Origin of the sequence: Methylocapsa aurea (assembly GCF_000746085.1) — a bacterium.
GTDB classification, from domain to species: domain Bacteria; phylum Pseudomonadota; class Alphaproteobacteria; order Rhizobiales; family Beijerinckiaceae; genus Methylocapsa; species Methylocapsa aurea.
The window spans coordinates 134,804-161,698 of the sequence record NZ_KN050805.1 but is presented as its reverse complement, the minus strand read 5'-3'; the positions used below and the strand labels follow the sequence as shown (position 1 = coordinate 161,698).

20 protein-coding genes, 1 tRNA gene and 1 pseudogene are annotated in these 26,895 nt (G+C 63.4%); 13 read left to right on the top strand and 9 right to left on the bottom strand.

Going from position 1 to position 26,895, the window contains the following annotated elements:
* Window positions 1-19 precede the first annotated feature (19 nt).
* The 3 genes from DL86_RS17880 (at window position 20) to DL86_RS17870 (ending at window position 3,748) form a co-directional block, all read left to right on the top strand.
* Window positions 20-1,369, top strand: coding sequence for an RsmB/NOP family class I SAM-dependent RNA methyltransferase (locus tag DL86_RS17880; protein WP_051953736.1), 1,350 nt, complete (start codon window positions 20-22; stop codon window positions 1,367-1,369).
* A gap of 248 nt (window positions 1,370-1,617) precedes the next feature.
* Window positions 1,618-3,339 carry a heparinase II/III family protein gene (locus tag DL86_RS17875; RefSeq protein ID WP_036264391.1) on the top strand — a complete coding sequence of 574 codons (1,722 nt, stop codon included), beginning with the start codon at window positions 1,618-1,620 and terminating at the stop codon, window positions 3,337-3,339.
* Window positions 3,340-3,505: 166 nt separating this feature from the next.
* Window positions 3,506-3,748 (top strand): aldehyde dehydrogenase, encoded by a 243-nt coding sequence (locus DL86_RS17870; RefSeq protein ID WP_245276426.1) that lies wholly within the window; start codon window positions 3,506-3,508, stop codon window positions 3,746-3,748.
* Window positions 3,749-3,769: 21 nt separating this feature from the next.
* Here DL86_RS17870 and DL86_RS17865 read toward each other — a convergent pair whose 3' ends face one another.
* Genes DL86_RS17865 through thiO form a run of 4 tightly spaced genes read right to left on the bottom strand, consistent with a single transcriptional unit; the run spans window position 3,770 to window position 6,359 of the window.
* Window positions 3,770-4,381, bottom strand: coding sequence for a thiamine phosphate synthase (locus tag DL86_RS17865; RefSeq protein ID WP_036264388.1), 612 nt, complete (start codon window positions 4,379-4,381; stop codon window positions 3,770-3,772).
* Window positions 4,374-5,165, bottom strand: a complete 792-nt coding sequence (locus DL86_RS17860) for a thiazole synthase (RefSeq protein WP_036264386.1) — start codon at window positions 5,163-5,165, stop codon at window positions 4,374-4,376. Before DL86_RS17860 ends, DL86_RS17865 begins: the two co-directional genes overlap by 8 nt.
* A gap of 2 nt (window positions 5,166-5,167) precedes the next feature.
* On the bottom strand, window positions 5,168-5,365 hold the full coding sequence (gene thiS / locus DL86_RS17855) for a sulfur carrier protein ThiS (RefSeq protein ID WP_036264608.1): 198 nt from the start codon (window positions 5,363-5,365) through the stop codon (window positions 5,168-5,170).
* Complete coding sequence (gene thiO / locus DL86_RS17850) at window positions 5,334-6,359, bottom strand: glycine oxidase ThiO (RefSeq protein WP_036264384.1); 1,026 nt, start codon at window positions 6,357-6,359, stop codon at window positions 5,334-5,336. The genes thiS and thiO overlap by 32 nt, the downstream gene beginning before the upstream one ends.
* Window positions 6,360-6,725: 366 nt before the next feature.
* Here thiO and DL86_RS17845 point away from each other — a divergent pair, with 366 nt between their 5' ends.
* The 6 genes from DL86_RS17845 to queD all read left to right on the top strand — a co-directional run bounded on the left by DL86_RS17845 (window position 6,726) and on the right by queD (window position 15,848).
* Window positions 6,726-7,298: a hypothetical protein gene (locus DL86_RS17845; protein WP_036264382.1), complete on the top strand. Its 573-nt coding sequence runs from the start codon at window positions 6,726-6,728 to the stop codon at window positions 7,296-7,298.
* Between the two features lie 325 nt (window positions 7,299-7,623).
* Entirely contained in the window at window positions 7,624-10,785 is a 3,162-nt protein-coding gene (addB, locus tag DL86_RS17840; RefSeq protein WP_036264381.1) for a double-strand break repair protein AddB, read from the top strand.
* Window positions 10,782-14,288 (top strand): double-strand break repair helicase AddA, encoded by a 3,507-nt coding sequence (gene addA, locus DL86_RS17835; RefSeq protein WP_036264605.1) that lies wholly within the window; start codon window positions 10,782-10,784, stop codon window positions 14,286-14,288. Before addB ends, addA begins: the two co-directional genes overlap by 4 nt.
* 97 nt (window positions 14,289-14,385) lie before the next feature.
* Entirely contained in the window at window positions 14,386-14,706 is a 321-nt protein-coding gene (gene trxA / locus DL86_RS17830; protein WP_036264380.1) for a thioredoxin TrxA, read from the top strand.
* Window positions 14,707-14,845: 139 nt separating this feature from the next.
* Window positions 14,846-15,481 (top strand): 7-carboxy-7-deazaguanine synthase, encoded by a 636-nt coding sequence (queE, locus tag DL86_RS17825; protein ID WP_036264379.1) that lies wholly within the window; start codon window positions 14,846-14,848, stop codon window positions 15,479-15,481.
* 10 nt (window positions 15,482-15,491) lie between these two features.
* Window positions 15,492-15,848 carry a 6-carboxytetrahydropterin synthase QueD gene (gene queD / locus DL86_RS17820; RefSeq protein ID WP_036264378.1) on the top strand — a complete coding sequence of 119 codons (357 nt, stop codon included), beginning with the start codon at window positions 15,492-15,494 and terminating at the stop codon, window positions 15,846-15,848.
* A 120-nt stretch (window positions 15,849-15,968) separates the two neighbouring features.
* Here the strand turns inward: queD and DL86_RS17815 are convergent, their stop codons facing one another.
* From DL86_RS17815 to DL86_RS19515, 5 genes are all read right to left on the bottom strand, one after another.
* Entirely contained in the window at window positions 15,969-16,943 is a 975-nt protein-coding gene (locus DL86_RS17815) for a hypothetical protein (protein ID WP_036264376.1), read from the bottom strand.
* Between the two features lie 165 nt (window positions 16,944-17,108).
* Window positions 17,109-18,422, bottom strand: a complete 1,314-nt coding sequence (locus DL86_RS17810) for a bifunctional folylpolyglutamate synthase/dihydrofolate synthase (protein ID WP_036264603.1) — start codon at window positions 18,420-18,422, stop codon at window positions 17,109-17,111.
* Window positions 18,423-18,445: 23 nt separating this feature from the next.
* A complete protein-coding gene (gene accD / locus DL86_RS17805; protein WP_036264375.1) occupies window positions 18,446-19,315 on the bottom strand; it encodes an acetyl-CoA carboxylase, carboxyltransferase subunit beta in 870 nt (289 codons plus the stop codon).
* Window positions 19,316-19,430: 115 nt separating this feature from the next.
* The gene (trpA, locus tag DL86_RS17800; protein ID WP_084573024.1) at window positions 19,431-20,330 is read right to left on the bottom strand and encodes a tryptophan synthase subunit alpha; all 900 of its coding nucleotides are present in this window, start codon (window positions 20,328-20,330) and stop codon (window positions 19,431-19,433) included.
* A 99-nt stretch (window positions 20,331-20,429) separates the two neighbouring features.
* On the bottom strand, window positions 20,430-21,122 hold the full coding sequence (locus DL86_RS19515; protein ID WP_156964732.1) for a DUF938 domain-containing protein: 693 nt from the start codon (window positions 21,120-21,122) through the stop codon (window positions 20,430-20,432).
* 272 nt (window positions 21,123-21,394) lie between these two features.
* Here DL86_RS19515 and DL86_RS17790 point away from each other — a divergent pair.
* The 4 genes and pseudogenes from DL86_RS17790 (at window position 21,395) to DL86_RS17775 (ending at window position 26,893) form a co-directional block, all read left to right on the top strand.
* A tRNA-Arg gene (locus DL86_RS17790) sits at window positions 21,395-21,471 on the top strand.
* Between the two features lie 161 nt (window positions 21,472-21,632).
* A pseudogene (locus DL86_RS19510) lies at window positions 21,633-22,281 on the top strand (IS6 family transposase).
* A 156-nt stretch (window positions 22,282-22,437) separates the two neighbouring features.
* Window positions 22,438-25,539, top strand: coding sequence for a bifunctional proline dehydrogenase/L-glutamate gamma-semialdehyde dehydrogenase PutA (gene putA / locus DL86_RS17780; protein WP_036264374.1), 3,102 nt, complete (start codon window positions 22,438-22,440; stop codon window positions 25,537-25,539).
* 298 nt (window positions 25,540-25,837) lie between these two features.
* Complete coding sequence (locus DL86_RS17775; protein WP_036264371.1) at window positions 25,838-26,893, top strand: AI-2E family transporter; 1,056 nt, start codon at window positions 25,838-25,840, stop codon at window positions 26,891-26,893.
* Window positions 26,894-26,895 lie beyond the last annotated feature (2 nt).

The window sequence follows — 26,895 nt, the reverse complement described above, 5'->3', positions numbered from 1 at the left end:
GCTGAACCGTCCCGGCCAAATGGTTTCCGCCGAGGCGCAAAGGCTGATCGCCGAGCAGCAGCCGGGCTTGCCGGTCCGTCTCGCCGCCGCCGCGATCCTTTGCGACATCGTCGCCAAAGCGCATTCCCTCGACGAGTGCTTTTCGGCGGGGGCGATCCCCGCCCGGCTCGGCGGACTCGACGCCCGCGACGTCAGCTTGGCGCGCTCCATCGTCACCGTCGCGCTGCGCCGGCTCGGCACGATCCGGGCGGCCTTGGCCGAGCTTATGGAGAAGGGTCTGCCGCGCCAGGCCGCGCATCTTGAATGGACCTTGATCGTCGCGGCGGCGCAAATCCTCTTCCTGGACGTCCCGGATCACGCCGCCGTCGATCTCGCCGTCCGCATGACCCGTCTCGAATCGAAGAATGCGCCCTACGCCGCTCTCGTCAATGGCGTGTTGCGCAATCTCGCGCGCGAGCGGGAGAAGATCCTCGCCCAAAGCGATCCGCTCGACCATGACACTCCGCCCTGGCTGGCGGCGCGCTGGCGCAAGACCTATGGCGAGGACCTGGCGCGCGCCATCGCCGCCGCCAATCGGGAGGAGCCGACGCTCGACCTCACGGTCAAATCGGATCCTCTGGTCTGGGCGGAGCGTCTTGGAGCAGTGCTGTTGCCGACCGGATCGTTGCGGTTGCGGAGCCATCAGCCGGTGACGGAACTCGCCGGATTCGCGGATGGCGAATGGTGGGTTCAGGACGCGGCCGCCGCTCTGCCGGCGCGGTTCCTTGAGGTTGCGCCGGGGACGCGGGTCGCCGATTTTTGCGCGGCTCCCGGCGGCAAGGCGGCGCAACTCGCGGCGGCGGGCGCAGAAGTCGTCGCGATCGACCGCTCCGCCGAAAGGTTGAAGCGGCTCGCCGCCAATTTCGAAAGGCTGCGTCTTCACGCCGACGTCGTCGTCGCCGATATCGTCAATCTCAAGGCGCCGCCCTTCGATGCCATTCTGGTCGATGCGCCCTGTCTTGCGACCGGAACCATCCGGCGTCACCCCGATATCGCCTGGATCAAGAAGCCGAGCGACATCGCCGCGCTGACCCTCGCGCAATCGCGCATGCTCGACAAGGCAGTCGAACTCGTGAAGCCGGGCGGGCGAATCGTCTATTGTACCTGTTCGATCGAACCGGAGGAGGGCGAGATGCAGATCTCGGCTCTGCTTCGGCGCAATCCTGATGTGATGCGGTTGCCGATCGATCCCGCGGAGGTTGGTCACGTAACCGAAATCCTGAACGAAAACGGTGAATTGCGGACATTGTCCTCGCATCTTCCGGCGGCCGAGACGCGGCTTGCCGGCCTTGATGGATTTTTCGCCGCCCGCTTGATCCGTCGTGGTTAATAAAGCGGATAGGATTTTCGGGGATAAGGCAATGTTCCGGGCCAGGACTGTCCGGTTTCGCCGTGCGGGCATGAGCGCTTCAAATAGAAATCGATCATGCTCTTTGTCTCTTTGTTTTAACGCATGATCTTGTCCAAGAGGTCCGCGCCTTCTTGGACAAGATCATGCACTGGCGCGCTGCGTGACAAGAGGCGCCGCTATCGGCTGGCGCGGACGTCGGCCGGCGCGAATTCGAGGAGTTGAAGCGGGTGGCCGGCGCGACATTCAAGGACCGGTTGCGCGTGGTCGGGCTCCTCGCTGCTCGGGCGGCGTCGGGTTTGTGGCGGCGCCTTGGCGCGCCGTTGCGCGCCATCGTGGGACGGCATCGGCCGCCGGAGCGGCTGCTGATCGCGCCGCAGGACATCCGGACCAGCGATCCGACCCTGGCGGCGGATATTTACGCCGGCTATTTTGCGTTCGGCGGCAAGATCGTCAATGCGCATGGCCGCTCGCCATTCGAATTGGACCCTGGTTCGCCCGCCTGGATGCGTTCGCTCGCGAGCTTCAGCTGGCTCCGCCACTTGCGCGCCGCCGACACCGCTGTAGCCCGCGCCAACGCCCGCGCCCTTGTCGAGGATTTCTTGACCCTGGCTGGAAAGCCTAGCCGAACCCCGGCCTGGGAGCCGCAGGTCGCGGCGCGCCGGCTGCTCGCCTGGCTCTCGCAATCGCCGATCATTCTCGAAGGCTCCGATCGTCTCTTCTACCGGCGATTCATGAAAGGCATCGGCCGCACCCAGGCTTTCCTGGAGCGCCGGATGGCCGCCGGACTGGCCGGCGAACAGCGCCTCATCGTGGCGATCGCGCTTGCCGAACTGGGGCTTTGCGCCGAAGGGACCGGCAAGCTGCAGCAACGAAGCACGAAGCAGCTTGTCGAGGAGTTGGAGCGCCAGATTCTTCCCGATGGCGGCCATGTCAGCCGCAATCCGCAGATCCTGGTCGACCTGCTTCTCGATCTGCTTCCATTGCGGCAGGCCTATGCCGCGCGGGGATTGCAGACCCCGGCGCAACTCCTCAACGCGATTGACCGAATGATGCCCATGCTGCGTTTGTTCCGGCATGGCGATGGGACGCTCGCTTTGTTCAACGGCATGGGCGTTACCGCGCCCGAACAGCTTGCGACGGTTCTCGCCTATGACGACGTGCGCGCGCAGGCGCTCGCCAATGCGCGCCATTCCGGGTATCAGCGAATCGAGGCCCAGGATGCGATTTTCGTGATGGATGCCGGCCGCCCGCCGCCGCCGGTGTTTTCCAATCGGGCGCATGCCGGATGTTCGTCCTTTGAGTTTTCGGTTGGCGCGCAGCGGCTCGTCATCAATTGCGGCGCGCCCGACGCCAATCGCGCCGCCGCCCGCGAGGCCGCGCGGATGACCGCGGCGCATTCGACGCTGGTGATCGACGACACCTCCTCTTGCCGTTTCGCCTTCCATGCCGGCATCGGCAAATGGCTCGGCGACGAGATGGTCGCCGGGCCGGAGAAAGTTGACGTCGAACGCCGCGATCACCCTTCCGGAACAATGATCCTGGTGGCGCATGACGGCTATGAGTCCCGGTTTGGCGTCATCTGCCAGCGTCAGATCATGCTGCAGCGGGACGGCAAGAGGCTCGAAGGCGTAGATCGCCTGCGCGGGACAATAGCCGGGGCCGCGATCGAAACGCGCCCCTTCGCCTTGCGCTTTCACATCCACCCGGCCGTGCGCTTGAAACGCGTGCGCGAGGGACATGCGGTCCTTTGCGTGCTGCCCAATGGAAGGCGCTGGCTTTTCGAATCTCCGAATTGGTTCGTCGACCTTGAAGAGAGCATATTTTTCGCGGCGCCGGACGGTCCGCGCAGCTGCGCCCAAATCGTCATTTTTGGCGATGCCGACGAAAATGTGGAAATCGAATGGAGTTTCCGAAACGTCGAGAAGAAGCGGCCGCCCGATGCGGGGTGAGGGCTCTCGCGCCGAGAAATGTTTCCCTGGCCCATAATCTGCTATGAGGACAAAACGGCGCCGGAAAACGGTCGCCCGCGAGGGGTGCTGAATTGCTCGCCAGTTTGATTTGAGAGGTTTGATCGTGGCCGAGATGCGTTTAGTCGATGAAGTGAACCAGGATGATATGGGTCGATTGCTCGGCTATTACGTCTATGCCGACACCAAGATCTGGTTCGAAGACGGCAAGGTGCATCGCACGGATGGCCCCGCCGTCATCACGCCTGACGCGATCGAGCGCTGGTATGTCCACGGGAAGGAGATCACGCTCGACGTGCGCTCGTTTTTCGCCGCGAAAAACTGGAACCCCAGAAAAGGCCTCGACACGCCGGAGAAACAGGCGGCGTTCCAGGCGCAGTTTTGTAAGTGAGTTTTTTGACGTGACGCAGCCTTAACGATGCTCCGCGCGTCGGCGCATCGCCTTCACCCAATCCTTCGCGCGTCGCTCTGGTTCGGCGTTGAGCGTGATGTCGGTCACAACAGCGGCGACGTCGGCCCCGGCCTCCAATACGCCCGGCGCGCGCTCAAGGGTGATCCCGCCTATGCCGACAAGAGGGATCGCGCCGATTTTGCGCTTCCATTCGCCTAGGCGCGGCAGGCCTTGCGGAGCGAAAGGCATCTGCTTCAAAATTGTCGGATAGATCGGCCCGAGTGCGATATAATCCGGCGCGGTTTCGAGCGCGCGGGCTAGCTCCGCTTCGTCGTGGGTCGAGACGCCAAACTTCAATCCGGCGCGGCGGATCGCGGACAGGTCCGCCGCATCGAGATCGCCTTGGCCGAGATGGATGTAGTCGCAACCGGCGTCGATCGCCTCGCGCCAATAATCATTGACGACAAGCTGCGCGCCATGACGTTGGCAAAGCGCTTTGGCGGCAACAATCTCTGCCCGAAGCTTTGCGTCGGAAGCATCCTTGACGCGCAATTGCACGAGCCGAACGCGGCAAGGCAAAAGCCTTTCGATCCAGGCCGCGCTGTCGACGATGAGATAAAACGGGTCAAGCACGCGCGAGATCCGAAAACGGCCGCCCGATCACGGGCGTCGAAGGCGCGGCCATGTCGCGCGGTTGCATCGGATCGGCGCGAAAGCCGAGCCGTCCGGCCTCGACCGCCAAGGCGAAGGCGCGCGCCATGGCGACGGGATCGCCCGCCTTCGCGATCGCGGTATTGAGCAGGATGGCGTCATAGCCAAGCTCCATCGCCGCCGCCGCATGCGAGGGCGCGCCGATTCCAGCGTCGATGACGAGCGGCGTGCCCGGAAAATGCGCGCGCAAGGCTTTCAGCCCATAGGGATTGTTGAGGCCGCGTCCCGAGCCGATCGGCGCCCCCCAGGGCATCAGAACCTCGCAACCCGCGCCAAGCAGCTTTTCCGCGACGACGAGGTCCTCGGTCGTGTAGGGAAAAACCTGAAATCCGTCCCGCGCCAGGATCGCGGCGGCCTCGACAAGGCCGAACACATCGGGCTGCAACGTGTCTTCCTCGCCGATGACCTCTAGCTTGATCCAGGACGTATCGAAGACTTCGCGCGCCATCTGCGCCGTCGTCACCGCTTCTTTCACGGTCCGGCATCCCGCCGTATTAGGCAGAACCCTGACGCCAAGTTCGCGGATCAGCGCCCAGAAATTTTCGCCGGCGCGGCCGGCGCCCGACTCGCGCCGCAGCGAGACTGTAACGACCTCCGCCTTCGCCGCCTTGATCGCCGTCGCGAGGATGGCGGGCGAGGGATATTGCGCGGTTCCGACAAGGAGGCGCGAGGCGAGCGTGACGCCATAGAGGGAGAGCTCATCCATGTTCAGCCCCCCTGGCGCGGGGTGAGAATTTCAACGGCGTCGCCCTCTTTCACCTGCGTCCGCTGGCGCTCGGTCTTGCGGATGAAATTCTGGTTGAGCGCGGTCGCGACGATAGCTTCATCGACTCCAAGTTCACTGAGCAGGGCTGCGAGCGTCGTCGCCGAAACGTCAAGCGCTTTGCCGTTCACCTGGATCCGCATCCATGACCTCCGGAAAATGGGCGCCTTCCAGCACGATGTCGACAACCCGTCGGGCGAGCGCGGGCGCGACCAGAAAACCATGCCGGAACAGGCCGTTGACATAAATCCTGCGATCCTCGCAACGGATCCGCGGCAGATTGTCGGCGAAGGCCGGCCGCACGCCCGCCGCGGTCTCGATGATCTCCGCCTCGGCGAAAGCCGGATGAACCGCATAGGCCGCGCCCAGAAGCTCCAGCATCGCGCGGGCGGTGACGGGGCCTGGCGCATCGCTTTCGATCATTGTCGCGCCGATCATGAAGCGCCCATCGCCGCGCGGTACGATATAGACGGGATGGCGCGGATGAATGAGCCGCACCGGCCGCGCCAATCTGATTTCGGATGTCGCCAACACCAGCATTTCCCCTCGGACGCCGCGCAGGTCGGGCAGGGCGTCGCGCCCGTCGAAACCACGGCAATCGATCGTCCAATCGGCGTCTTTGTCGCGCGAGGGCTTGGCCTCAGCGCCGTAGCGCAGCGCGACATTTTTGAATTCTTGCAAACGCGCGGCCAGCGCCGCCATGGCCGCGCGGGGATCGAGATGAGCCTCATCGGTGAAAAAAAGCGCCTGCTCGAAACGCCCGGCGAGATCGGGCTCGAGCGCGGCGATCCCTTCGGCGTCGAGGCGTTCGAAGCCGCTGGTGCGGCGGGCAAAGCGCGTTAGCTCAGGTTGATCGCGCGCGGGCGCGAGGACGAGCGAGCCGCACCTTTGCGCGAGGGCGGCGGTTTGCGTCCAGAACTTCAACGATTCGACGCCGAGATCGACGATGAGCTGTTCGGCGCTTTCGGCCTCGCACCAGGGCGCGAGCATGCCGCCGGCGAAATGCGAGCAGCCAAGGCCTGGTCCCGCGCGGCGCTCGATCAGCTCGACGGGGCAGCCGGCTCGGGCGAATTCAAACGCGACGGTCAGGCCGGCGACGCCGGCGCCGATGACGCGGATGCGCGGGGTCTTACCCATTTGCGTCGCGCCCAAGCCGCACGGGGCGCCGACCAAAGGAGCTGCGAAGAGGCGGTTCTCTAAAGGGGAGCATTGCCGACCATCCCTACGCCAGTGCGAACTGGATCAGGTTCGAAGGGTCGCCGGGCCGCTTCTTTTGAGCATGAACCCGAAAAGCTGCAGACTTTTCGGATAGATTCATGCGCCGAAAATAAGCGCTGCCAGCCTCTCAGCCCCCTGACGGGGATCCCCTAGGTTTGAACAAGATAGGTAGGCGCGGCGGCGGCTGGCGTCAAGGCGCGCCAGTTGGAAGCCTTTTTCGTCCCGCCTTCGGAAATTCTATGCTTCTGGCTTGTCTCCTAGTCTCCTTCCCAGCATGAGGCGACCATGTCGAGACCTTTCCAGATCTCGTTGGCCCCGCAAAGGCTCTGGCAAGCGATCAATCCCTGGACCTTCTTTCAGCAAGGTGACGAGTCCACGGAAGGCGCGTCTATCTGTTCATCTTGCGTGGCCGCCGCCGAAGCCGCCTGCGCGGCCGCCGAATCCCTCGCCGCCGCCGAAACGGCTTGCATGGCCATCACCGCCACCTGCGCCCCACTTGCCGCCTTCAGCGCCGCCGGCGCGGCCATATGCCGCTCGGCCTTCGACGCCGCCCGCGCCGCCATAGACAGCGCCGCCCTCCACGCCGCCTGTTTCGCCGTAGACCGCGCCGCCCTCGACTCCGCCCGCTGCTCCGCCGTAGACCGCGCCGCCTTCGGCTCCACCCGCGCCCGCGCGCCATCCGCCGCCCTCGGCTCCCGCGCCGCCAGCACGGTCCCCGCCCCGCTCACCGCCGCCGGCGCCTCGGTCAAAGCCCGCGCCGCCAGCCACGCGCCCGCCAGGTCCGTCGCGGAAGGCGTCGGCTGTGTTCGGCGCGCCAATGGCGAGCGCCAGGGCCAGGATTGCTGCGCCCGTGAGTAAACTGCGGTTCATGGCTGAAATCCTCGATCAAAGCATGCATCTGTGCAAACGCACTGAATTGATGCGCTCAAGGAGTGAAATTTCCCGAAAATCAATGCATAAAATCTGCGCCGGGGCGTCCAAATCGTTGGACCCTTCTCAAGCGAAGCGGGCGCTGGTTCGCGTCAAAAGTATGCTCTAGAGCCGGATGATTTTGGATGGAATCGCAGCGCGATCTCGTCCAAAGTCTTAAATCCGCCTCTCCTCAAAGAGTTAGAGCATGATGTCGTCCGAAAACCGGTTTCCACTTTTCGGCATCATGCTCTAACGGCACGGATCGGCGCGCGTGGAAAAAAAACGAATCTTCACCATCCCTCCCGGCGCGCCATTTCTCAAAACCTTTGCCGAGGCGCTGCTTGACGGGCGCGTCGTCGAGAGGTTTTCCCGCCAGTTGGGGCCACTGGAAATCGCCGGGGCGACCATCTATGTGCCGACCCGCCGCGCCGCCCGCGCCTTGGCCGATGAACTCGCCCGCGCCTTGGGGCGCTCCTCGACGCTGCTGCCGCGCATTCTGCCGCTCGGTGGCTTGGAGGAGACTGAGACCGGGCTTCTCTTCGACGCCGCGTCGTTTCTGGATGAGCCGCAAGGCTTCGACCCGCCATTGGCGATGGGCGAAATCGCGCGGCGCATGCAACTTGCCGAATTGATCTTGAAATGGGCGCGCGCTCTGGCTCATGCGATCGTCAGAATCTGCGCCGGCGGCAAACACGAGGTCGATCCCGCCGAATCCTTCCTCGTCGCGACGACAGCCGCCGACGCCTGGCATCTCTCCGGCGAATTGGCGGGGCTTATCGACGAATTGATCATCGAGGATGTCGCTTGGGGCGCACTCGATCCGCTGGTCCTGCCTGAGTTCGATTCCTATTGGCGCATCACCCTTGATTTCCTTAACATAGCCATCGGTCAGTGGCCAAAAATTCTGCAGGATCAAGGCCTTGTCGACAAGGCCCGCCGGCAGGCGGCGCTCGTCGAGGCGCAGATCAAAAGACTGGAAGAGGGCCGCGTCACGACGCCGGTCATCGCGATCGGCTCGACTGGCACCAATCGCGCGACGGCGCGGCTGCTGGCCGCCATTGCCCGCGCGCCAATGGGCGCGGTGGTTCTGCCCGGTCTCGATCAGGACCTGGACGAGGGCGCCTTCGCGCTGATCGCGGGCGACGCCAAGGCGAATGTCGACGCCTCCTTCACCCATCCGCAGTCGGCCCTTTGCCGCCTTCTGAAGACGCTCCAGGTCAAACGCGAGGAGGTTGTCCGTTTGGGCGAAGTGGACCCCGCGCGCGCGGCCCGCGCCCGGTTCGTTTCGCAGGCGCTGCGGCCGGCCGATGCGACCGACGCATGGATCGCCTATCGCGCAGAGCTTGACCCAGCCGCCCGCACCGCCGCGCTGGAAAGCGTGAGCCTCATCGAAGCCGCCGACGAACGCGAGGAGGCGCTCGGACTCGCCATCGCCATGCGGGAGGCCTTGGAAACGCCGGGCGCTACGGCGGCCTTGGTGACGCCCGACCGCACCCTTGCGCGCCGCGTCGGCGCCGAATTGCTGCGCTGGGGGATCGAGGTCGACGATTCCGGCGGCGCGCCTTTGAGCGCAAGCCCGCATGGGGTTTTGGCGCGGCTGGTCATCGCTTGCGCCGCTAGCGCGATGAGCGCGGAAAGCCTTGCCGCGCTTCTCGCCCATCCTGAGTTGCGTCTCGGGCTTTGTTCCGGCGAAGTCGCCCGCCTCGCGCCGCTTCTCGAAATCGGCGTGTTGCGCTCGCCGCGCGCCGCCGGAGGCCTCAAGGATCGCATTCTTGGCGCCGCTGCAGATATGATCGCGGCGGCGCAAGAGGAGGCCAAGGATCGCTTCGCGCATCCCGCCAAGCAACGGATTTCGGCGAGCGAATGGGCGGGGTTGCACGAGCTCCTGATCCGCCTTGGCGCGCAATTTCAGCCGCTTCTCGCCTTGCGCGGGGAGCAGGGTCTGAAAACCTGGATCGCCGCGCATCGCGAAACGCTCGATGCGGTCGCGAGCGCCGAAGACGATCCCGCCGGCGGCGAGGATCGCGAGGCTTTGGAGGCGTTGTTCGATGAGCTTTCGGCGAGCGCCGCCGCGGGCATGGTCTTTGACGCGGAGTCCTATGGCCATTTCTTCGCCGCGGTCGCGCGGGAGGTCGTATTGCGGGGACCCAAGCGCGCCCATCCGCGCCTCAAGATTTTTGGTCTTCTCGAAGCCCGCCTCATGGATGCCGATGTGGTGCTGCTTGGTGGCCTCGATGAGACCGTCTGGCCGCCGCAAGCGCGAACCGACGCCTTTCTCAATCGTCCGATGCGCGCCGCTCTGGGATTGACGCCGCCAGAGCGTAAACTCGGTCAGACCGCGCATGATTTCACGCAAGCCTTCGGCCATCGCCGGGTGATCTTGAGCCGGGCGTGTAAACGCGGCGGCGCGCCGACGGTGGCTTCGCGTTTTCTCCAGCGCATGGCGGCGCTTGGGGACGAGGCCTGGCTTGAATGCGCCCGGCGCGGAAAGTTTTATCTGGACCTGACGCGGACGATCGACCGGCCGGTGGAGGCGACGGCGCAAATCAAGAGGCCGATGCCGAGGCCCCCGGTCGATCTGCGCCCGGACAATCTCAGCGTCACGCGCATCGAGACCTTGCGGCGCGATCCCTACGCCATCTATGCCGAAAGGATCTTGCGGCTCACGGAATTGCCGCCCCTTGGCGGCGCGGCGGGCGCGGCCGAGGTCGGCAGCGCGGTTCATGCCGCGCTGGAGCGTTTTGTTGCGGCCTATCCGAGCGGCGCATTGCCGCCCGATGCGCGCGAGCAGCTTTGCGCGCTGCTGCGCGAGGGTCTCAAAGCCAATCTGATGGATCCGGATTTCAAAGCGTTTCAACGGCCGCGATTTGAAAGGACCATCGATTTCTATCTCGGGTTCGAGGCAAGGCGGCGCGGCGGCATAAGAGAGATCAAGACCGAGGTCGAGGGCAGGCTCGTCATTCCCCTGGTTGATGGTTCGCATTTCACGCTTCGGGCGCGCGCCGACCGCATCGAGCTGCGGGCCGACGGAGGCTTGATGCTTGTCGATTACAAGACCGGAGCGCCGCCGGGAAAGACGGAAATTCTCGTCGGCTTCGCGCCGCAACTCACGCTCGAGGCCGTGATGGCGGGGGAGGGCGCCTTCGGGCCTCGCCCGAAGCTGGCGTCGATCGAGGGTCTCTATCTCAAACTCGGCGGGGCCGAGGGCGGCAAGGAATATCCGGTGGAGTTCAAGGACAATGGCGGTTTCGCCGAAGTCGCCGCGAGCCACTATGCCGGTCTCGTCGATCTGCTCAATCAGTTCCGCGACCCCGCGACGCCCTATCCGCCGCGTCCCTTTCCGAAATTTTACGCGCGCTTCAATGCTTATGATCATCTGGCGCGGGTCAAGGAATGGTCGCTCGGCGGCGAGCCGGAAGCGGCGGGCCAATGACGGACGTTTTGCGAATTTCGCTTTCGACGCTCAAGAAGCAGCATGCGGCGTCTGATCCGGCCTCTTCGGTATGGGTTTCGGCCAATGCCGGATCGGGCAAGACGCATGTCCTGGCGCAGCGCGTCGTGCGGCTTCTTCTGCAAGGCGTCGCGCCCTCGAAAATTCTCTGCCTGACCTTCACCAAGGCGGCGGCGGCCAACATGGCGGCGCGCGTGTTCGATACGCTCGCGGCCTGGACGCGCCTTGCCGATCAGGAGTTGGCCGAGGCGATTCTCTCGACTGGAGCGCCGACGCCTCGCCGGCAGGATATAATCGCAGCGCGAAAACTTTTCGCGCGGACGGTGGAGACGCCGGGCGGATTGAAAATTCAAACGATCCACGCATTCTGCGAAAGACTGCTTCACCTGTTTCCATTCGAGGCCAATGTTCCGGCGCGTTTCGAGGTCGCCGACGATATGCGCCGGGATGAGCTGTTGCAGCGCGCGCGGCGCGAGATTTTGACGCGGGCGGGGGACGCAGCCGCCAATCTGGGCGAGGCGCTTTCGCGCATCGCGGACGAATGTTCGGCGAGCGATTTCGAAGCCCTGATCAAGGAGGCGATGAGGCATCGCGCGATGTCGCGGGCGCGCTGGCCGCAGGACCCCAAACCGGCGTTGCGCAAGGCGTTGGGATTGGCGCCTGGCCGCAACAGCGCATGCATCGAGCGCGAGATGATCGAGGATGGTCTTGCGCCCGGGCAATGGAGCGAGATCGCGGCCTTTCTCGACCGCGGCAAGAAGAGCGACCAAGACAGGGCGGGGCTTCTACGGCAAGCCGCGGCGGCCTATCAGGCGCGCCGCTTCGATGACGATCTTCAAGATTGTCTCGCTTCATTTCTCGCCGTCTTCTTCATCGACAAGGGCGAGGGCGCAAAGGCCAAAAGCCTTCTCACAGCAAGCCTCGCCAAGGATCGCCCCGACATTGCCGATGCGCTTTTTTCAAAGCAGGAGCGCCTCGAGCCGCTGCGCGCCGAGCGCAAGAGCGCCGCGGCGCTGGATCGCACGCTTGCGCTTATCGCGGTCGTCGACGCGGTTTTCACGCGCTATGGAGAGATGAAGGCCGCGCGCGGCGCGCTCGATTTCGAAGATCTCGTCGCGCGGACCCTGGCTCTGCTCGAACGATCCGATGCGCGTTGGGTGCTCTACAAGTTAGACGCGGGCATCGACCATATTCTCGTCGACGAGGCGCAGGACACGAGCGCGGCGCAGTGGAAGATCCTCGAACGGCTTACCGGCGATTTCGCGTCCGGCTTCGGGCGGGACGGCGCGCCGCGCACTTTCTTCGCGGTTGGCGACGAGAAGCAATCGATCTTTTCGTTCCAGGGCGCCGCGCCGCATATGTTCGGGCAGATGCGGCGAAAATTCGAAACGCGATTCATTGCCGGCGCGCAATCCTTTGCGCATGTGCGCCTCGTCCAATCGTTTCGCTCGGCGCCCGGCGTGCTCGCGGCCATCGACAAGGTATTCGAGCGAAGCGAACATCAAAACGGCCTCGTCGCGCCCAATGACGTCTGGATGCCGCACGAAGCCTTGAAGCTTCAGCTACCTGGCCTTGTCGAAATCTGGCCGATTGTTGCCGCCGAGGCGCGCGATGATCCGCGCGACTGGAGGCTGCCGCTCGACATTCTCGACGCCAAGGACCCGGCAAGTCTCGTCGCGGAGCGGATCGCGCAAAAGATCGCCCGGCTCACCGCTGTCGGCTCCGGCGAATATGTCCATGATGATAAAGTCGGCGGATTGCGTCCGGTTCGCGCCGGAGACATCATGATTCTGGTGCGTCGGCGCGATGCTTTTTTCGAGGCGATGATTCGCGCCCTGAAGCGCTGCAAGGTTCCCGTCGCCGGCGCCGACCGGCTGGAGCTCGGCGAACACATCGCGGTCATGGATCTCATCGCAGCCGGGCGCGCGGCCTTGCTGCCGCAGGACGATCTCACGCTTGCCTGCGTCCTGAAATCCCCGTTGATGGGGCTTGATGACGACGATCTTCTGGCGATCGCGCCGCATCGCGACGGCAGCCTTTTCGACGCGCTCGGGAGCGCACCCGATGCGCGGTCTGCGCGGGCCTTCGCCAAGCTCTCTCTTTGGCGTCAACGGACCGCATCGAGCCCCTTTTCCTTTTATTCGCGTCTGCTCGGACAGGAAGGCGGGCGCCGCGCGCTGGAGGCGCGGCTTGGCCCGGAAGCGGGCGACGCGATCGATGAGTTTTTAGCGCTCGCCTTGGCGCATGAAGACGAGGCGGCACCTTCCCTGGCGACGTTCCTCGCCGATCTTGAAGGCATGGAGCATTCGATCCGGCGCGACATGGAGGCTGGACGCGATGTCGTGCGGGTGATGACGGTGCATGCGGCCAAAGGGCTCGAGGCCAAGATCGTCTTTCTTCCCGATACCTGCGGGGCGCCCTCGGCGCATCACGAACCGAAGATATTCGCGCTTGAGACCGGGACAGCCGAGCAGTCGGTCATCGCCTGGTCGCCGCGCCGCGATGCGGATTGCATCGCGATCGAAACCGCGCGCAAGAAAATGCAGGAGGCGACGGCCGACGAATACCGGCGGCTTCTCTATGTCGCTTTGACCCGCGCCGAGGAGCGCCTGTATATCGCCGGATTCTACGGGGTGAGAAAGCCGAGCGCCGGCAGCTGGGCGGCGATGATCGAAGCGGCGCTGGCGCAGGACGACGAGATAGAGCGCGCGCCGGCCTTCTGGGACGCCGAGGAGACAATTTTGCGCCGCCACACGCTGGGCGGCGCGCCCTTGGCCGATGATGCGGTAAATCCGCCTTCGGATGATGCGGCTTTGGACGCGCCGGACTGGCTTTGGTGCCCCGCCGCGCCCGAAACCAATGCGCCGCCGCCGATCCGGCCATCGAACGCTCTTGCCGCCGCCGATCGGCTGGAGGATGCCGATCTGACGCAAACGCGGCGCATTGCGCTGCGGCAGGGCGGGCTGATGCATGTCCTGCTCCAATATCTGCCGGGCGTCGAGGCCGAGCATCGGCGCAAGGCGGCGCTGGCGTTTCTCTCCGCGCGGGCCGGGGATCTCGACGCGCCAATTCGGCAAGACCTTGCCGATAAGGCCCTGGCGGTGATCGACTCGCCCTCGCTCGCCGGCCTCTTCGGGCCGGACTCAAGGGCCGAAGTCTCCGTCGCCGGCAAGGCGTCGTTGCCCTCCGGCGGCTCTATCGAGGTGACCGGCCAAGTCGACAGGATTGCCGTCGCTCAAAGCGAAGTTCTCGTCGCCGATTACAAGACCGGCGCGCCTTGTGCCGTGGCGCGGACGCCCGCGGCCTATCTGGCTCAGATGGCGCTTTATCGGGCCGTCCTGGCTCCGCTTTGGCCCGACAAGCGCCTGCGCATGCTGTTGATTTGGACGGAAGGGCCGCTCGTCGTTGATTTGGAGGATGCGGCGCTCGACGCCGCCTTGGGGGGCTTCGCCGCTCATGGAGCGGGTTCGCCCAGCTTTGATTGATTCAAGGCTTGGCTTGACGCAAGGCGCGCGCTTTCCTACGTTGCTGGGTGCAATGCGGCGGGTATAGTCCCGCGCCCTACAATGACGAGAGACGAGCATGTCCACCGTTAAAGTCACAGACGCCACCTTCAAAGCCGACGTGGTGGGGGCCGGCGGCCCCGTCGTGGTGGATTTTTGGGCCGAATGGTGCGGGCCCTGCAAGATGATCGGCCCGTCGCTCGAGGAAATCGCCGAGGAGTTGCAAGGCAAGGTCACCATCGCCAAGCTCAATGTCGATGAGAACCCGGGCGTCGCCGGGGCCTATGGCATCCGGACGATACCGACCTTGATGCTGTTCAAGGATGGCAAGCAGGCCTCCACGAAAATCGGCGCCGCGCCGAAGGGCGAACTCAAGAAATGGATCACCGACGCCATTTGATCCGCCGCCAGCGCGCCGGCCGCCTGTCGGCCGCTCACTTGTTGGCCGCTCACTTGGAAAAAGGACCTCGAGAGAGGTCCTTTTTGCTTGTTCCACGAGCTTCGCTTGGGCGAGGAGCGAAAGCGGGGGCGGAGCCTTCATGAGCCACTATGCGGTGAAGGAGATTTTCCTGACCTTGCAGGGCGAAGGCGCGCAGGCCGGGCGGGCCGCGGTCTTCTGCCGCTTTTCCGGCTGCAATCTTTGGTCGGGCCGGGAGAAGGATCGCGTCGATGCCGATTGCCGTTTCTGCGACACCGATTTTGTCGGAACCGACGGCGCGGGCGGCGGCGCCTTTGCCGATGCCGAGCAACTTGCCGCCGCGATCGAGGCGGTATGGAGCGGCGGAGAGGCGAATCGCTTTGTCGTTTTCACCGGCGGCGAGCCTTTGCTGCAACTCGACGCGGAACTCATCGACGCGGCGCATGCGCGCGGCTTCGAGATTGCCGTCGAGACCAATGGAACGCTCGCCGCGCCCTCAGGCCTTGACTGGATTTGCGTCAGCCCGAAGGCCGGCGCCGCCTTGGTCGCCACGGGCGGATCCGAACTCAAGCTGGTTTTCCCACAACCGGGCGTCGCGCCGGAGGAATTCGCTGAGCTTTCGTTTGCGCATTTCTGGCTCCAGCCGATGGATGGCGCCAATCTCGCGGCGAATACCGCCGAGGCGATCGCTTATTGTCTCGCGCATCCGCGCTGGCGGCTCAGTCTGCAAACCCACAAGCTGATCGGCATTCCATGAAATTCCTTCAATGAAGATCACTCAAGCTTTCCGCTTCGAAGCGGCGCATCTTCTCCCCAATGTGCCCGAAAAGCATCGCTGCCGCCGGCTGCACGGCCATTCCTATCGCGTCGAGTTGAGGCTCGAAGGCGAGGTCGATCCGCTCACCGGTTTCGTGGTCGATTTTTTTGAAATCGAGGCCGCCTTCGGGCCTTTGCTGGAGCGGCTCGACCATTTTTATTTGAACGATATCGAAGGGCTCGAAAATCCCACCGCCGAAAACATCGCGATCTGGATTTTCGACCGCGTCCGGCCAAAACTGCCGCAGCTTGCGAGCGTCATCGTGTTCGAGACGCCGGATTGCTGGGCCGAATATGATGGCGGTTGAGTGCAGACTTTGCCAGGGGATTAATCCGGTTGGCACCCCGTTGAACATGTATTTTTGACCAGGAGTAGCCTTTGGGAATTGTGCAAAAATTGAGATTTTTGCACAGCACCTTTGCGGCCGTTATAGAATAATAGAGTCCCACTGCCGTAAGAGTTCGCTGTTCCCGTTCCACCAGCTTTGCAGACGCAAAGCGGCTTCCATTGCTTCGCCGATGTCATCTGCTTGTTCAAAAAATGGTTTCTGTGTATCGAGACGCGGCGTATCAATTGTGATGCCGAGCGAGCGATTTGCTGTGCGCAAATAACCCCCAACGTCTGCTAGGCTTTGCGGCACAGCCAAGCGCGATGCGAGCACAGCCCGATTCGGCAGCATGATTTTGACGGAAGCGGAACGCGCCGCGCTATCCCAGCATTGAAGCGACATGCGGGGCCGGGGCACTTTTTGGTGCAAGCGCAATGTCCGAGGAACATCGAAATACACTGTACGCGATGCATCTGGTCGAATACCGCCATCGTTCGGATCGCGCTTCATAACGAGATCAGGGTAGCGCTCGACAATCAGTTGACGGATCCCGGCAAAGAATTCGCCCGCCCCCATATTCGCGAGAGGCTCGTATGGCGCTTGGGCCTGCAAAATCGCCGCCTCAAGTAATGTACGGTCTTTACCTTCCATCAGAGTCCGGAGGCTCTCGTAGGGAATCCGTGCATTAAACAGATCGGCGAGCCGACTGCTCGCAAGGTATCTCGCCGGGGCGAGCAGCACGGAGTGAGCGTCGACGCCTGCTGCCCGGAAGGCCATGACGCTTTTCTGGTAGCGCTGCGGCTGGCCGTGACCCTCGCGCGTGATACTGTAAGCAGCATCAATCTTATTTTCGATTAGGAGAAGCGGTCCGTCGCGATACCGAACGACGATATCGACAGAACCAGTTCCCGTCGCATGTCGCACCTGGCTCTTCACCTCGAAGGTTCCGACTGGCCGATTTGCGGTCGTCATCTCGGCGAGGCTGCCCCCTACATCCGGACGATCACGCAGAAGACGCAAGAAAAGGGAATCAGTGTCGCGCTCATAAACGCGGTTCCGGCTTATCTCGGGCATTTCTTTTCCTGGACGATTCTTAACAAACACGAACCGTCGCCATATAAAGCTACATGTTTCGCGCAGAAATCAAAAACTATGCATCGCGAAGCTATTCCTTTCCGGCCCTAAGCGGCGGCCGCTAAGCGTCTGATTTTCTCCACGAGTCGTCGCGCCATTTGCGCGCTATTGCGGCGGCGTTCCATTGAGCGCCAGCACTTCGCCGGCGAGATAAAGGCTGCCTGTGATCAGGATGCGCGGCGGCGCGCGCCAGTCGCGCACGGCGAGGAAGCGCAGCGCCGATTCGACGCTTTCGCATGCCGCCGACCTGATCCCGACAGTGTTTGCCGCGGCGGCGACGTCGCGCGCCGGATTGGCTTGTTCGGCCTCAACTGGAACGGCGAGCACTTCCTGCGCGAGGCCTTTGAACGCCCGCAGAAAGCCGCTGGTGTCCTTGGTCGCGAGCGTGCCGCAGATGAGGATGAGCGGCTTTTGCAGCTTGTCCTCGAAATCGGCCATGGATTGGGCCAGCGCGCGCCCGGCGTCCTCGTTGTGGCCGCCATCGAGCCAGATTTCGGCGCCTTCAGGGGCGAGCGCCGCGACATGCCCCTTGACGAGATTTTGCAGCCGCGCTGGCCATTCGGCCTGGCTGAGGCCGCGCTCGAAGGCGCCATGTTCGAGATCCGGCTCGATGTAGCGCACGGCGGCTATGGCGGTCGCGGCGTTTTGATGCTGATGCCGGCCGAGCAGACGCGGCGCCGGCAGATCGAGAAGGCCGCGCTCATCCTCGAATATGAGGCGGCCGTGTTCCTCCCTGGCGGCGTAATCCTCGCCCGCAACGATCAGCGGCGCGCCCTTGCGCCCGGCTTCCCGCCGCAGCGCCGCCAAGGCCGATTCGTGTTGCACGCTCAAAATCGCCGTCGCGCCCGGCTTGAAGATCCCGGCCTTTTCAAAAGCAATTTTTTCGATCGTCGAACCGAGGAACTCCGGATGATCGATCGAGATGGGCGTGATGATCGCAGCGCGCGGCTGCGCAATGACATTGGTGGCGTCGAACCTGCCGCCGAGGCCGACCTCCAGCAGGAGATAATCGGCTGGCGTTTCGCTGAACAGTTTGAACGCGGCGGCCGTGGTCGATTCGAAGAAGGTGATCGGCGCGCCAGCATTGGCCTCCTCGCAAGCGCTCAACGCGGCGAAAAGTTCGGCGTCGCCGACGAGCCGTCCGCCGCCTTCGGCCCCAAGCCTGATGCGCTCGTGAAAGCGCACCAGATGAGGCGACGTATAGACATGGACGCGCTTTCCCGCCGCCTCCAGGATCGCGCGCATGAAGGCGATCGTCGAGCCTTTGCCATTCGTGCCGGCGACATGGATGGTGGGCGGCAGGTTGCGCTCCGGCGATCCGAGAGCCGCAAGCAGCCGTTCGATCCGCCCGAGCGACAGCTCGATCGTTTTTCGATGCAGCTTGAATAGGCGAGAGAGGAGCGCGTCCAGCGAATCCATGGTGCTCTTGTTCGCGCCGCCTGTCAGGCGGCGGCCTGCGCCGCGGTTGGCGTCCGGGTCAAAAGGCCGCAAAGCCGGGCGAGCGTGGCGCGCATGTCGTGCCGGTGGACGACCATGTCGATCATGCCATGCGCCTCGAGATATTCCGCGCGCTGGAAGCCCTCGGGCAGGCGTTCGCGAATGGTCTGTTCGATCACCCTTGCGCCAGCAAAGCCGATCACCGCGCCTGGTTCCGCGACGTGGATGTCGCCGAGCATCGCGTAAGAGGCGGTGACGCCGCCCGTCGTCGGATTGGTCAGCACGACGATATAGGGAAGCTTGGCGGCGCGCAGGCGCTGCACGGCGATCGTCGTGCGCGGCATTTGCATCAACGAGAAAATCCCCTCCTGCATGCGCGCGCCGCCCGAGGCCGTGAAGATGATGAATGGGGTGTGGCGCTCAACCGCGGTCAGCATCCCGGTCACGATGGCTTCGCCCGCCGCCATGCCGAGCGAACCGCCGAGAAAATCGAAATCCTGAATGGCGACGACGACGTTCTTGCCTTCCAACGCGCCGAAGGCGAGCTTTATGGCGTCTAGCGCCTCGGTCTTCAGGCGATATTCCTTGAGCCGGTCGGTGTAGCGCTTCACATCGCGAAATTTCAAGGGATCGAGAGGCACTTCAGGCGTGGCGAGTTCTTCATAGACCGCGCCGTCGAAAAGATTGTCCAGCCGCGCCTTGGGCGCGAGCCGCATGTGATAGCCAGATCCCGGCACCACGAAGAGATTGGCTTCAAGATCCTTGTGAAAGACCAGTTCGCCGCTTTCCGGGCACTTGACCCAAAGGTTCTCCGGCGTCTCGCGGCGCAGCAGCGACCTGACCTTGGGCGGGACGACATTTGAGATCCAGTTCATGGGCGATCCTGTTTAAGGGCGATCTTGGCTGGGCGCAACTTGGAACTCGCGGCGGGGCCTTGGAGCATTTTTCGATCCAAGCCGCGAAACAGCGCCAGAACTCCAATCATGCTCTCTATCTCGTTGTTTTAACGGATGGTCCTATCCAGAAACCTTGCAGTTTTTCGAAGATCATGCGCAAGGCGGATCGCGGCGCCGCCATTCGAACGCCCTTGGCGATCTCGGCGACGAGGCCGACGACCGCCTCGACGCTCTTGCCCGTCGCCTTGCCATCGCGGTCGAGCGAGGCGCGCAAGGCCTCAACCAGCGCCGAGCCGACGACGACTCCATCCGCATGGGCGGCGATGGCGCGGGCGGATTTCGCGTTCTTGACGCCAAATCCCACGGCGACCGGCAAAGCCGTATGCCGCTTGATCCGCTCGACGGCCATGGCGGTTTTCGAAAAATCCGGCGCGGCGGCTCCGGTAATGCCGGTAATCGAAACATAATAGACAAAGCCCGACGTATTGGCGAGGACGGCCGGCAGGCGCGCATCGTCGGTGGTGGGCGTCGCGAGACGGATGAAATTTAGCCCGGCCTTGAGCGCCGGCAGGCAGAGCTCTTCGTCCTCTTCGGGCGGCAGGTCGACGACGATCAGGCCATCGACGCCGGCCGCCTGGGCTTCCTTCAGAAAGGCGTCTACGCCATGGACATAGATCGGATTGTAATAACCCATGAGGACGATCGGCGTCGCCTGATCGCTCTTGCGAAAATCAGCGACGAGGGCGAGCGTTTTCACAAGATTGGTTCCAGCCGCCAACGCGCGCAGCCCAGCCGCCTGGATCGCCGGGCCGTCGGCCATGGGGTCGGTGAAGGGCATGCCGACCTCGATCACGTCGGCCCCAGCCTTCGGCAAGGCTTTCAGGATATCGAGGCATGTCGCGAGGTCGGGATCGCCGGCCATCACGAAAGTGATGAGCGCAGCGCGTTTTTCCCGCGCGAGGTCTGCAAAACGGTTATCGATCCGAGTTGGCATGCGGTCTTGCCAGGCGTTTGACGGGCGAGGAGCCGAAAAAATCAAGCGCCGCTGCATCGCGGCGGATCGGCTGCTCGTCCCGAGAGGAGAGGGAGCGCTCTAACATGAAGTCGGGTCAGGCGGAAGGCCGCAAATGCGGCTCGATTCGGCGCGCTCGGACGAAAAAGGCTTTGCGCACGCGCCCTCGCGCTGCTTGCGGAACACCAGCGTCATATTATTGGCCGGCATCTCGATGGCGAGCGGTTCTGAAAAGCCGGTCGCCAAGGCAAGCTCGGCGATTTGCTCAATGTCCCTGACGCCCCATTGCGCATTGCGCCGGCGCAGATCGAGGTCGAAATCCGCGTTGCTTTGGCTGACATGGCCGCCCCCGCGCTTGTAAGGTCCATAAAGAAACAAGGGGCCGTCCGAAGGCAAAACGCGCGCGGCGCCTGTGAAAAGGCCCTGCGTCGCGGCCCAAGGCGCAATATGGACCATGTTGATGCAGATGATGGCGGCGGCCTCATTCAGCGGCCAGACAGTCGCGGCCGCGTCGAGAGCGATCGCGGCGCGGACATTTTCCACGCGGGACGCCGCGATCCAGGCGTCTATGCTGGCTCTGGCCGCCGGATCGGGATCGCTCGGCTGCATAACGTGGCGGGGCAGCTTTTCGCCGAACCTGATGCAATGTTCGCCGGAGCCGCTCGCCACTTCAAGGACCAGTCCTTCGGAGGGCAGATGCTCCAGCAGAATTTCCAGAATCGGATTGCAGTTTCGCCGGGCGGCCGGCGCGTAGAGGCGGAGATCCTCCATCATGCGCCTTTGTTTGCGGCGGCGCGCGCTTGGGCCGATGGATGGAGGGCGAGAAATACAGTCATGCCTGTCCCGCGGCTTTGCGAGGCGTTCGGGAGCGTTGGTCCATGTTCCTACGCCAGAATTTTCGACGCGGCGACGGGGAACATCGGTTTTGCGGGATTCGGCTGGGCGAAAAAGGGGTCTGAAGGCCAAGGCCGGAAAGAAGCCGCTTGGCGCGACGCAGCAAAATCGGCTAAGATAAATCAAATAGCGCAAAGAGAGATCCTGCGCAGGCACCCGTAGCTCAGCTGGATAGAGCGCTGCCCTCCGAAGGCAGAGGCCAGAGGTTCGAATCCTCTCGGGTGCGCCAATTTTTTCAATGACATCGGCTCGCCTATTGGCGCCCTGGATCAAGGGTTCTGGTGCGAACGGCAAAAGCGCGGCATATTTGCCGTGAACACGCTTTTGGAGGACAGGAACTCGAATGCTGAACATTGATGATCTTTCAAAGGCCGCCATTTCGACCGGGAGATCATCATCCTTTGCGTCCGGTGGCATCTGAGGTTTAAGCTTAGCTTTCGGGATCTCGTGGAAATGATGGCCGAGCGCGGGATTTCCGTCGCTCATGCGCTAGATCCAACGCTATCGTCCGGAATTCGAAAAGCGCGGGAACGGCTTTGCATGCCGAGCTGGCGCGCCTTGGCGCGTCGACGAAACCTACGTGAGGATCAAAGGCCGCTGGACTTATCTTTACCGCGCCGTCGATAAAGAGGGAGAGACCGTCGATTTCCTGCTCTGCGCCAAGCGGGATGTCGCAGCCGCCAGAGCGTTTCTCCATCGGGCGTTCAAGAGCCAGGGCCGGCTGCCGCGCGCCGTCACGCTCGATGGCTGCCAAGCATCCCATCGGGCGGCGCGGGAAGTCCTCGGCGAACATCGGCGCGGCGAGCGGACCAAAATACGATCGTCCAAGTACCTCAACAATTTGATCGAGCAGGATCACCGATCAATCAAACTTCGTTTGGGTCCTATGCTTGGATTGAAGCGGCTTCGCAGCGCCTCGATCACCATTGCCGGCATTTAACTGATGCATCGGATCAGAAAAGGTCAATTCAAACTCGGCAAGCTTCTCGTCAAAGGCAAAACCGCGCCCGAAATCTGGAATGCAGTTCTCGCTGCATGAGCCGACTCGTGCTCCCCATCAATTCGTTGCGTTGATTCCGAAAGTTTGCACCAGAGGAGCCTTGTGAAGCTTGCGATCTCCGAAAAGAGCCATACTCGAACAGCCGCGCCCGATGCCTATATGAGACTCTCGTTCAACACCGTTTAAAAGCTGCCGATGACGACCGAACTCGGGCTTCCCGCATTCTGCGCGCCTTATGCGCCAGCGGACGCGCTGCTCGCCGCAAAATTGCTGCAAGATGCGCGGCTCGGCGACGAGGCCGAGGCGCGGATCGATGGGCTCGCATCGCGCCTCATCGCGTCGGTCCGGCGCAGATCCATCCGCATTGGCGGGCTTGAGGATTTGCTCCGGGAATATTCCCTGTCGTCGGAGGAGGGCCTCGCTCTGATGGTGCTGGCGGAAGCGTTGCTGCGCGTGCCGGACGATTTCACCGCCGACCGATTGATCGAGGACAAGCTTGCGTCGGCCCATTGGAGCAGCCATGCCGGAGGCTCGGAGGCCCTGCTTGTCTCCGCCGCAGCTTGGGCGCTCGGGATTTCCGCGCGCGTCATCGAGAAGGGCAAGTGCGCCGAAGGCGTCGTCGCTGTGCTGGCGCGCCGGATCGGCATGGGCGCATTGCGCGCGGCCGCGCGGCAGGCGATGGCCCTCATGGGCTCGCATTTCGTCTTCGGTCAAACGATAGAGGACGCCTTGTATCGCGCCGGCTCGGCCGCTGGCTGGAGCTATCGCCATTCCTTCGACATGCTGGGCGAGGGCGCCCGGACCATGGACGATGCGGAGCGCTATTATGCCGCCTATGCGCATGCGATCGAGGCCATTGGCGTGTTGGCTGAACCCGCCTCCTCGCTGGCGGCGCGTCCCGGCATTTCGGTCAAGCTTTCCGCGCTCCACCCGCGCTACGAAGCGCAATCGCGCGCGCGCGTTCTCGCCGAGTTGACGCCGCTGGTCTTGGAGCTCGCTTGCGCGGCGAAGCGGCATGATCTGAACTTCACAATCGATGCGGAGGAAGCCGACCGGCTCGAGCTGTCGCTCGATATCGTCGACCGATTGCTGAGCGATCCGACGCTCAAGGACTGGTCGGGCTTTGGCCTCGCCGTGCAAGCCTATCAGAAGCGCGCCTCAAACGTGATTGATCATGTCGCGGCGAGCGCGCGTTGCTTCAATCGCCGGCTGACCCTGCGGCTTGTCAAGGGCGCCTATTGGGACAGCGAGATCAAGCGTGCGCAAGAGCGTGGTCTCGCCGACTATCCGGTATTCACCCGCAAGGCGATGACCGATTTGAATTACATCGCCTGCGCCCGGCGGCTCCTGTCGCTGCGCGAAACGATCTATCCGCAATTCGCCACCCACAATGCGCTCTCCATCGCGACGATCATTGAATTGGCCGGCGGCGTCGAGGGCTATGAATTTCAGCGGCTGCATGGAATGGGCGATGATCTTTCCGCAGCGCTTCGGAGCGAGTTTCCCCAAGCCGCATGCCGGATCTACGCGCCGGTCGGCGCGCATGAAAACCTGCTCGCCTATCTGGTGCGGCGGCTTCTCGAAAATGGCGCGAATTCGTCTTTCGTCGCGCGTCTTGGCGATCCGCATGTGCCGGCGGCCGAGCTCTTGATCCGCCCGCAGACGATTATCGGCGAGGCGACAAACGCCCGCCCGCCATTTCTGCCTTTGCCGGAAGATCTGCACCCTGGGCGCAAGACCGCAAAAGGCGTCGAATTCGGCGACCGGCAAGAAATTGGCGCGCTGATGGCCGCGATCGCAAGAGAGGCCGGCGCGTTCGAGGCCGCGCCGATAGTCTCCGGCGCGGCGCGGGAGGGAGCGGCGCGCGCCATCGCCTCGCCCATCGATGGGTCTTCGATTGGCCTCGTGCGGGAGGCGGCGCCAGGCCTCTTGCAGGAGGCCATGCGCGAGGCCCGCGGCGGCTTCAAAATATGGTCGCGCACGCCGGTGGGCTTGCGCGCGGCCTGTCTCGATCGCGCCGCGCAGGAGCTTGAGGCGCAGGCGCCGCGATGGCTTCATCTTCTCCAGATCGAGGCCGGCAAAACGCTCGAGGACGCCATCGGCGAATGGCGCGAGGCGATCGATTTTTGTCGCTATTATGCGCAAGAGGCGCGGCGGCGGTTCGCCTCGCCAGCTCCGATGCCGGGGCCGACTGGAGAAGACAATAGGCTTTTTTGTCATGGCCGCGGCGTCTTCGTGTGCATCAGTCCGTGGAACTTTCCCCTGTCGATTTTTCTTGGCCAGATCGCCGCCGCGCTGGCCGCTGGCAACAGCGTCCTCGCCAAGCCGGCCGAGCAGACGCCTTTGATCGCGGCGCAAGCTGTTTCATTGCTGTATCGGGCCGGCGTCCCTGCGTCGGTTCTTCATCTCTTGCCGGGGGACGGCGATGTGGGCGCGGCGCTTGTCGCCCTCGACGGCGTCGCCGGGGTTGCAATCACAGGCTCGATGGATACGGCGACAAAGATCAATCGCAGCCTTGCCGCCAAATCGGGGCCGATCGCGCAATTGATCGCAGAAACGGGCGGCGTCAATGCGATGATCGCCGATGCGACAGCTCTGCCCGAACAGGTGTGCGACGATGTGGTCGCCTCGGCGTTCCGCTCGGCCGGACAACGCTGCTCGGCGCTCCGGCTGCTCTGTCTTCAAGAGGATGTCGCAGATAGGATGATCGCGATGATCAAAGGCGCCGCGCGCGAGTTACTCGTTGGCGATCCGCGCGCTCTTGGCGTCCACGTCGGCCCGGTGATCGATCTCGCCGCCAAGCGAAGCCTCGAAGCTCATATCGAGGACATGCGCGCCTGCGCGATCGTCCACTATGCCGGGCGGGCGCCCTCAACCGCGCCGCCGCGCGGCTTTTACCTCGCGCCGCATATTTTTGAACTGTCGAGCGTGAGCGATCTCAGACGCGAAGCGTTCGGGCCGATCCTTCATGTGGCGCGCTACAAGGCGAGCGAGCTCGGCGGCCTGCTCGATAGCATCGAGGCCGCCGGCTTCGGGCTGACTTTGGGCGTGCATTCACGGATCGACGCGGTGATCGATGAGATTGTCGAGCGGCGACTGGCCGGCAATTGCTACGTCAATCGCAATATGATCGGCGCGGTCGTCGGAACGCAGCCCTTTGGCGGCTTCGGCCTCTCGGGCACGGGCCCGAAAGCTGGCGGACCGCATTACCTTGACCGCTTCTGTGTTGAGCAGACGGTGACGATCAACACGGCTGCGGTGGGCGGCAATGCAAGCCTCATCAACGCCGGCCAGTGACCCAAGCGCAAAGACACTGACGCTCAGCCAACATTCGCCTAGCGCTTTCGGTTCCGACGGAATCAGAAAGCAGCTCCAGGCTTTTGTTTTGTCGCATTTTCTTAAGGCGAACCGGTATCCACCTCGCTTGAAAATGCTCTAATAGGCTCTAGCCTTCGACCCATAGCCTTGAGCTGGATGTTTTCGCGCCAAAACCGTTGCAACGCGGCAGGGCGGGACTTCGGCGCTTAGTCACTGGGGCCCATTGGCAGTCAGGGTCATCAGGCTTAAGGCGAAGAGGTCGGGGAGCGCGTGCGCCATGCAAAATCACCAGAGTTTCGGCCTGATCTTGCTGGGCGTCGTCGTCGGGCTCGGTCTTTTCGTGGTCAAGCCCTTTCTGGCGCCGCTCGCCTGGGCCGCCATTCTTGCTTATGTGACTGACCCCGCGCATCGGCGCATTCTTCGCCTGTCCGGAGATCGGCCCACCCTCGCGGCGACGGTCACGACTTTGCTGCTGATCATTGTTCTGGTCGTGCCGGTCTCGATTCTCTTGATCCGTCTGCAGAGCGAGCTCGCCGCCGCCTATCGTGAGCTGTCGACGAGGTTCGCCGAGCAGCCATTTGTCTTGCCGGAGGCAATCACCCGCATTCCCGTCGTTGGCCCCGCTCTGAACGAGGCGCTGACTCGCGTTTGGAACGATCCCGAGCTTCGAAAGCAACAGGTGAACGAATGGCTCGAGCCGTGGATACGCGAGCTGGCGGGGATGGTTGGGAAGATTGGACGCAGCGCAGCGCAGCTCGCCGTGACGGCGGTGGCGCTCTTCTTTTTTTACCGCGACGGCGACCAGGTGTTGGAGCAGGTTCGCAAGGGATTGCGCAAAGTGGTGGGCGATCCCGCGGACCATTATTTCAAAGCGGTCGGAGACACGACGCGAGCCGTGGTTTCCGGAGTGATCGTCAGCGCGATGGCGCAAGGTTTCATCGCCGGCGTCGGCTATGCCATCATTGGCGTCGGAACTCCCATTTTGTTAGGCGCGCTGACAGCATTGACGGCCTTGATCCCCTTTATTGGCACGGTGGCGGTCTGGGGGCCGATCAGCGTTTGGCTTTTGCTCTCCGACCAGGTCGGCGCCGGTCTCGCGTTGTTGGCCTGGGGAGCCGTCGTCGTCAATCTGACCGACAATATTCTGAAGCCGCTGTTGATCAGCAACGCCACTGACATTCCCCTGGTGATGGTTCTCTTTGGCGTGATGGGCGGACTGCTTGCGTTTGGACTGATTGGACTGTTTCTTGGCCCGCTCATTCTCGCCGTGCTTCTAGCGATCTGGCGGGAATGGTTGGATGAAGATGGGCCCGCAGGGGCGAACGCGATATGAAC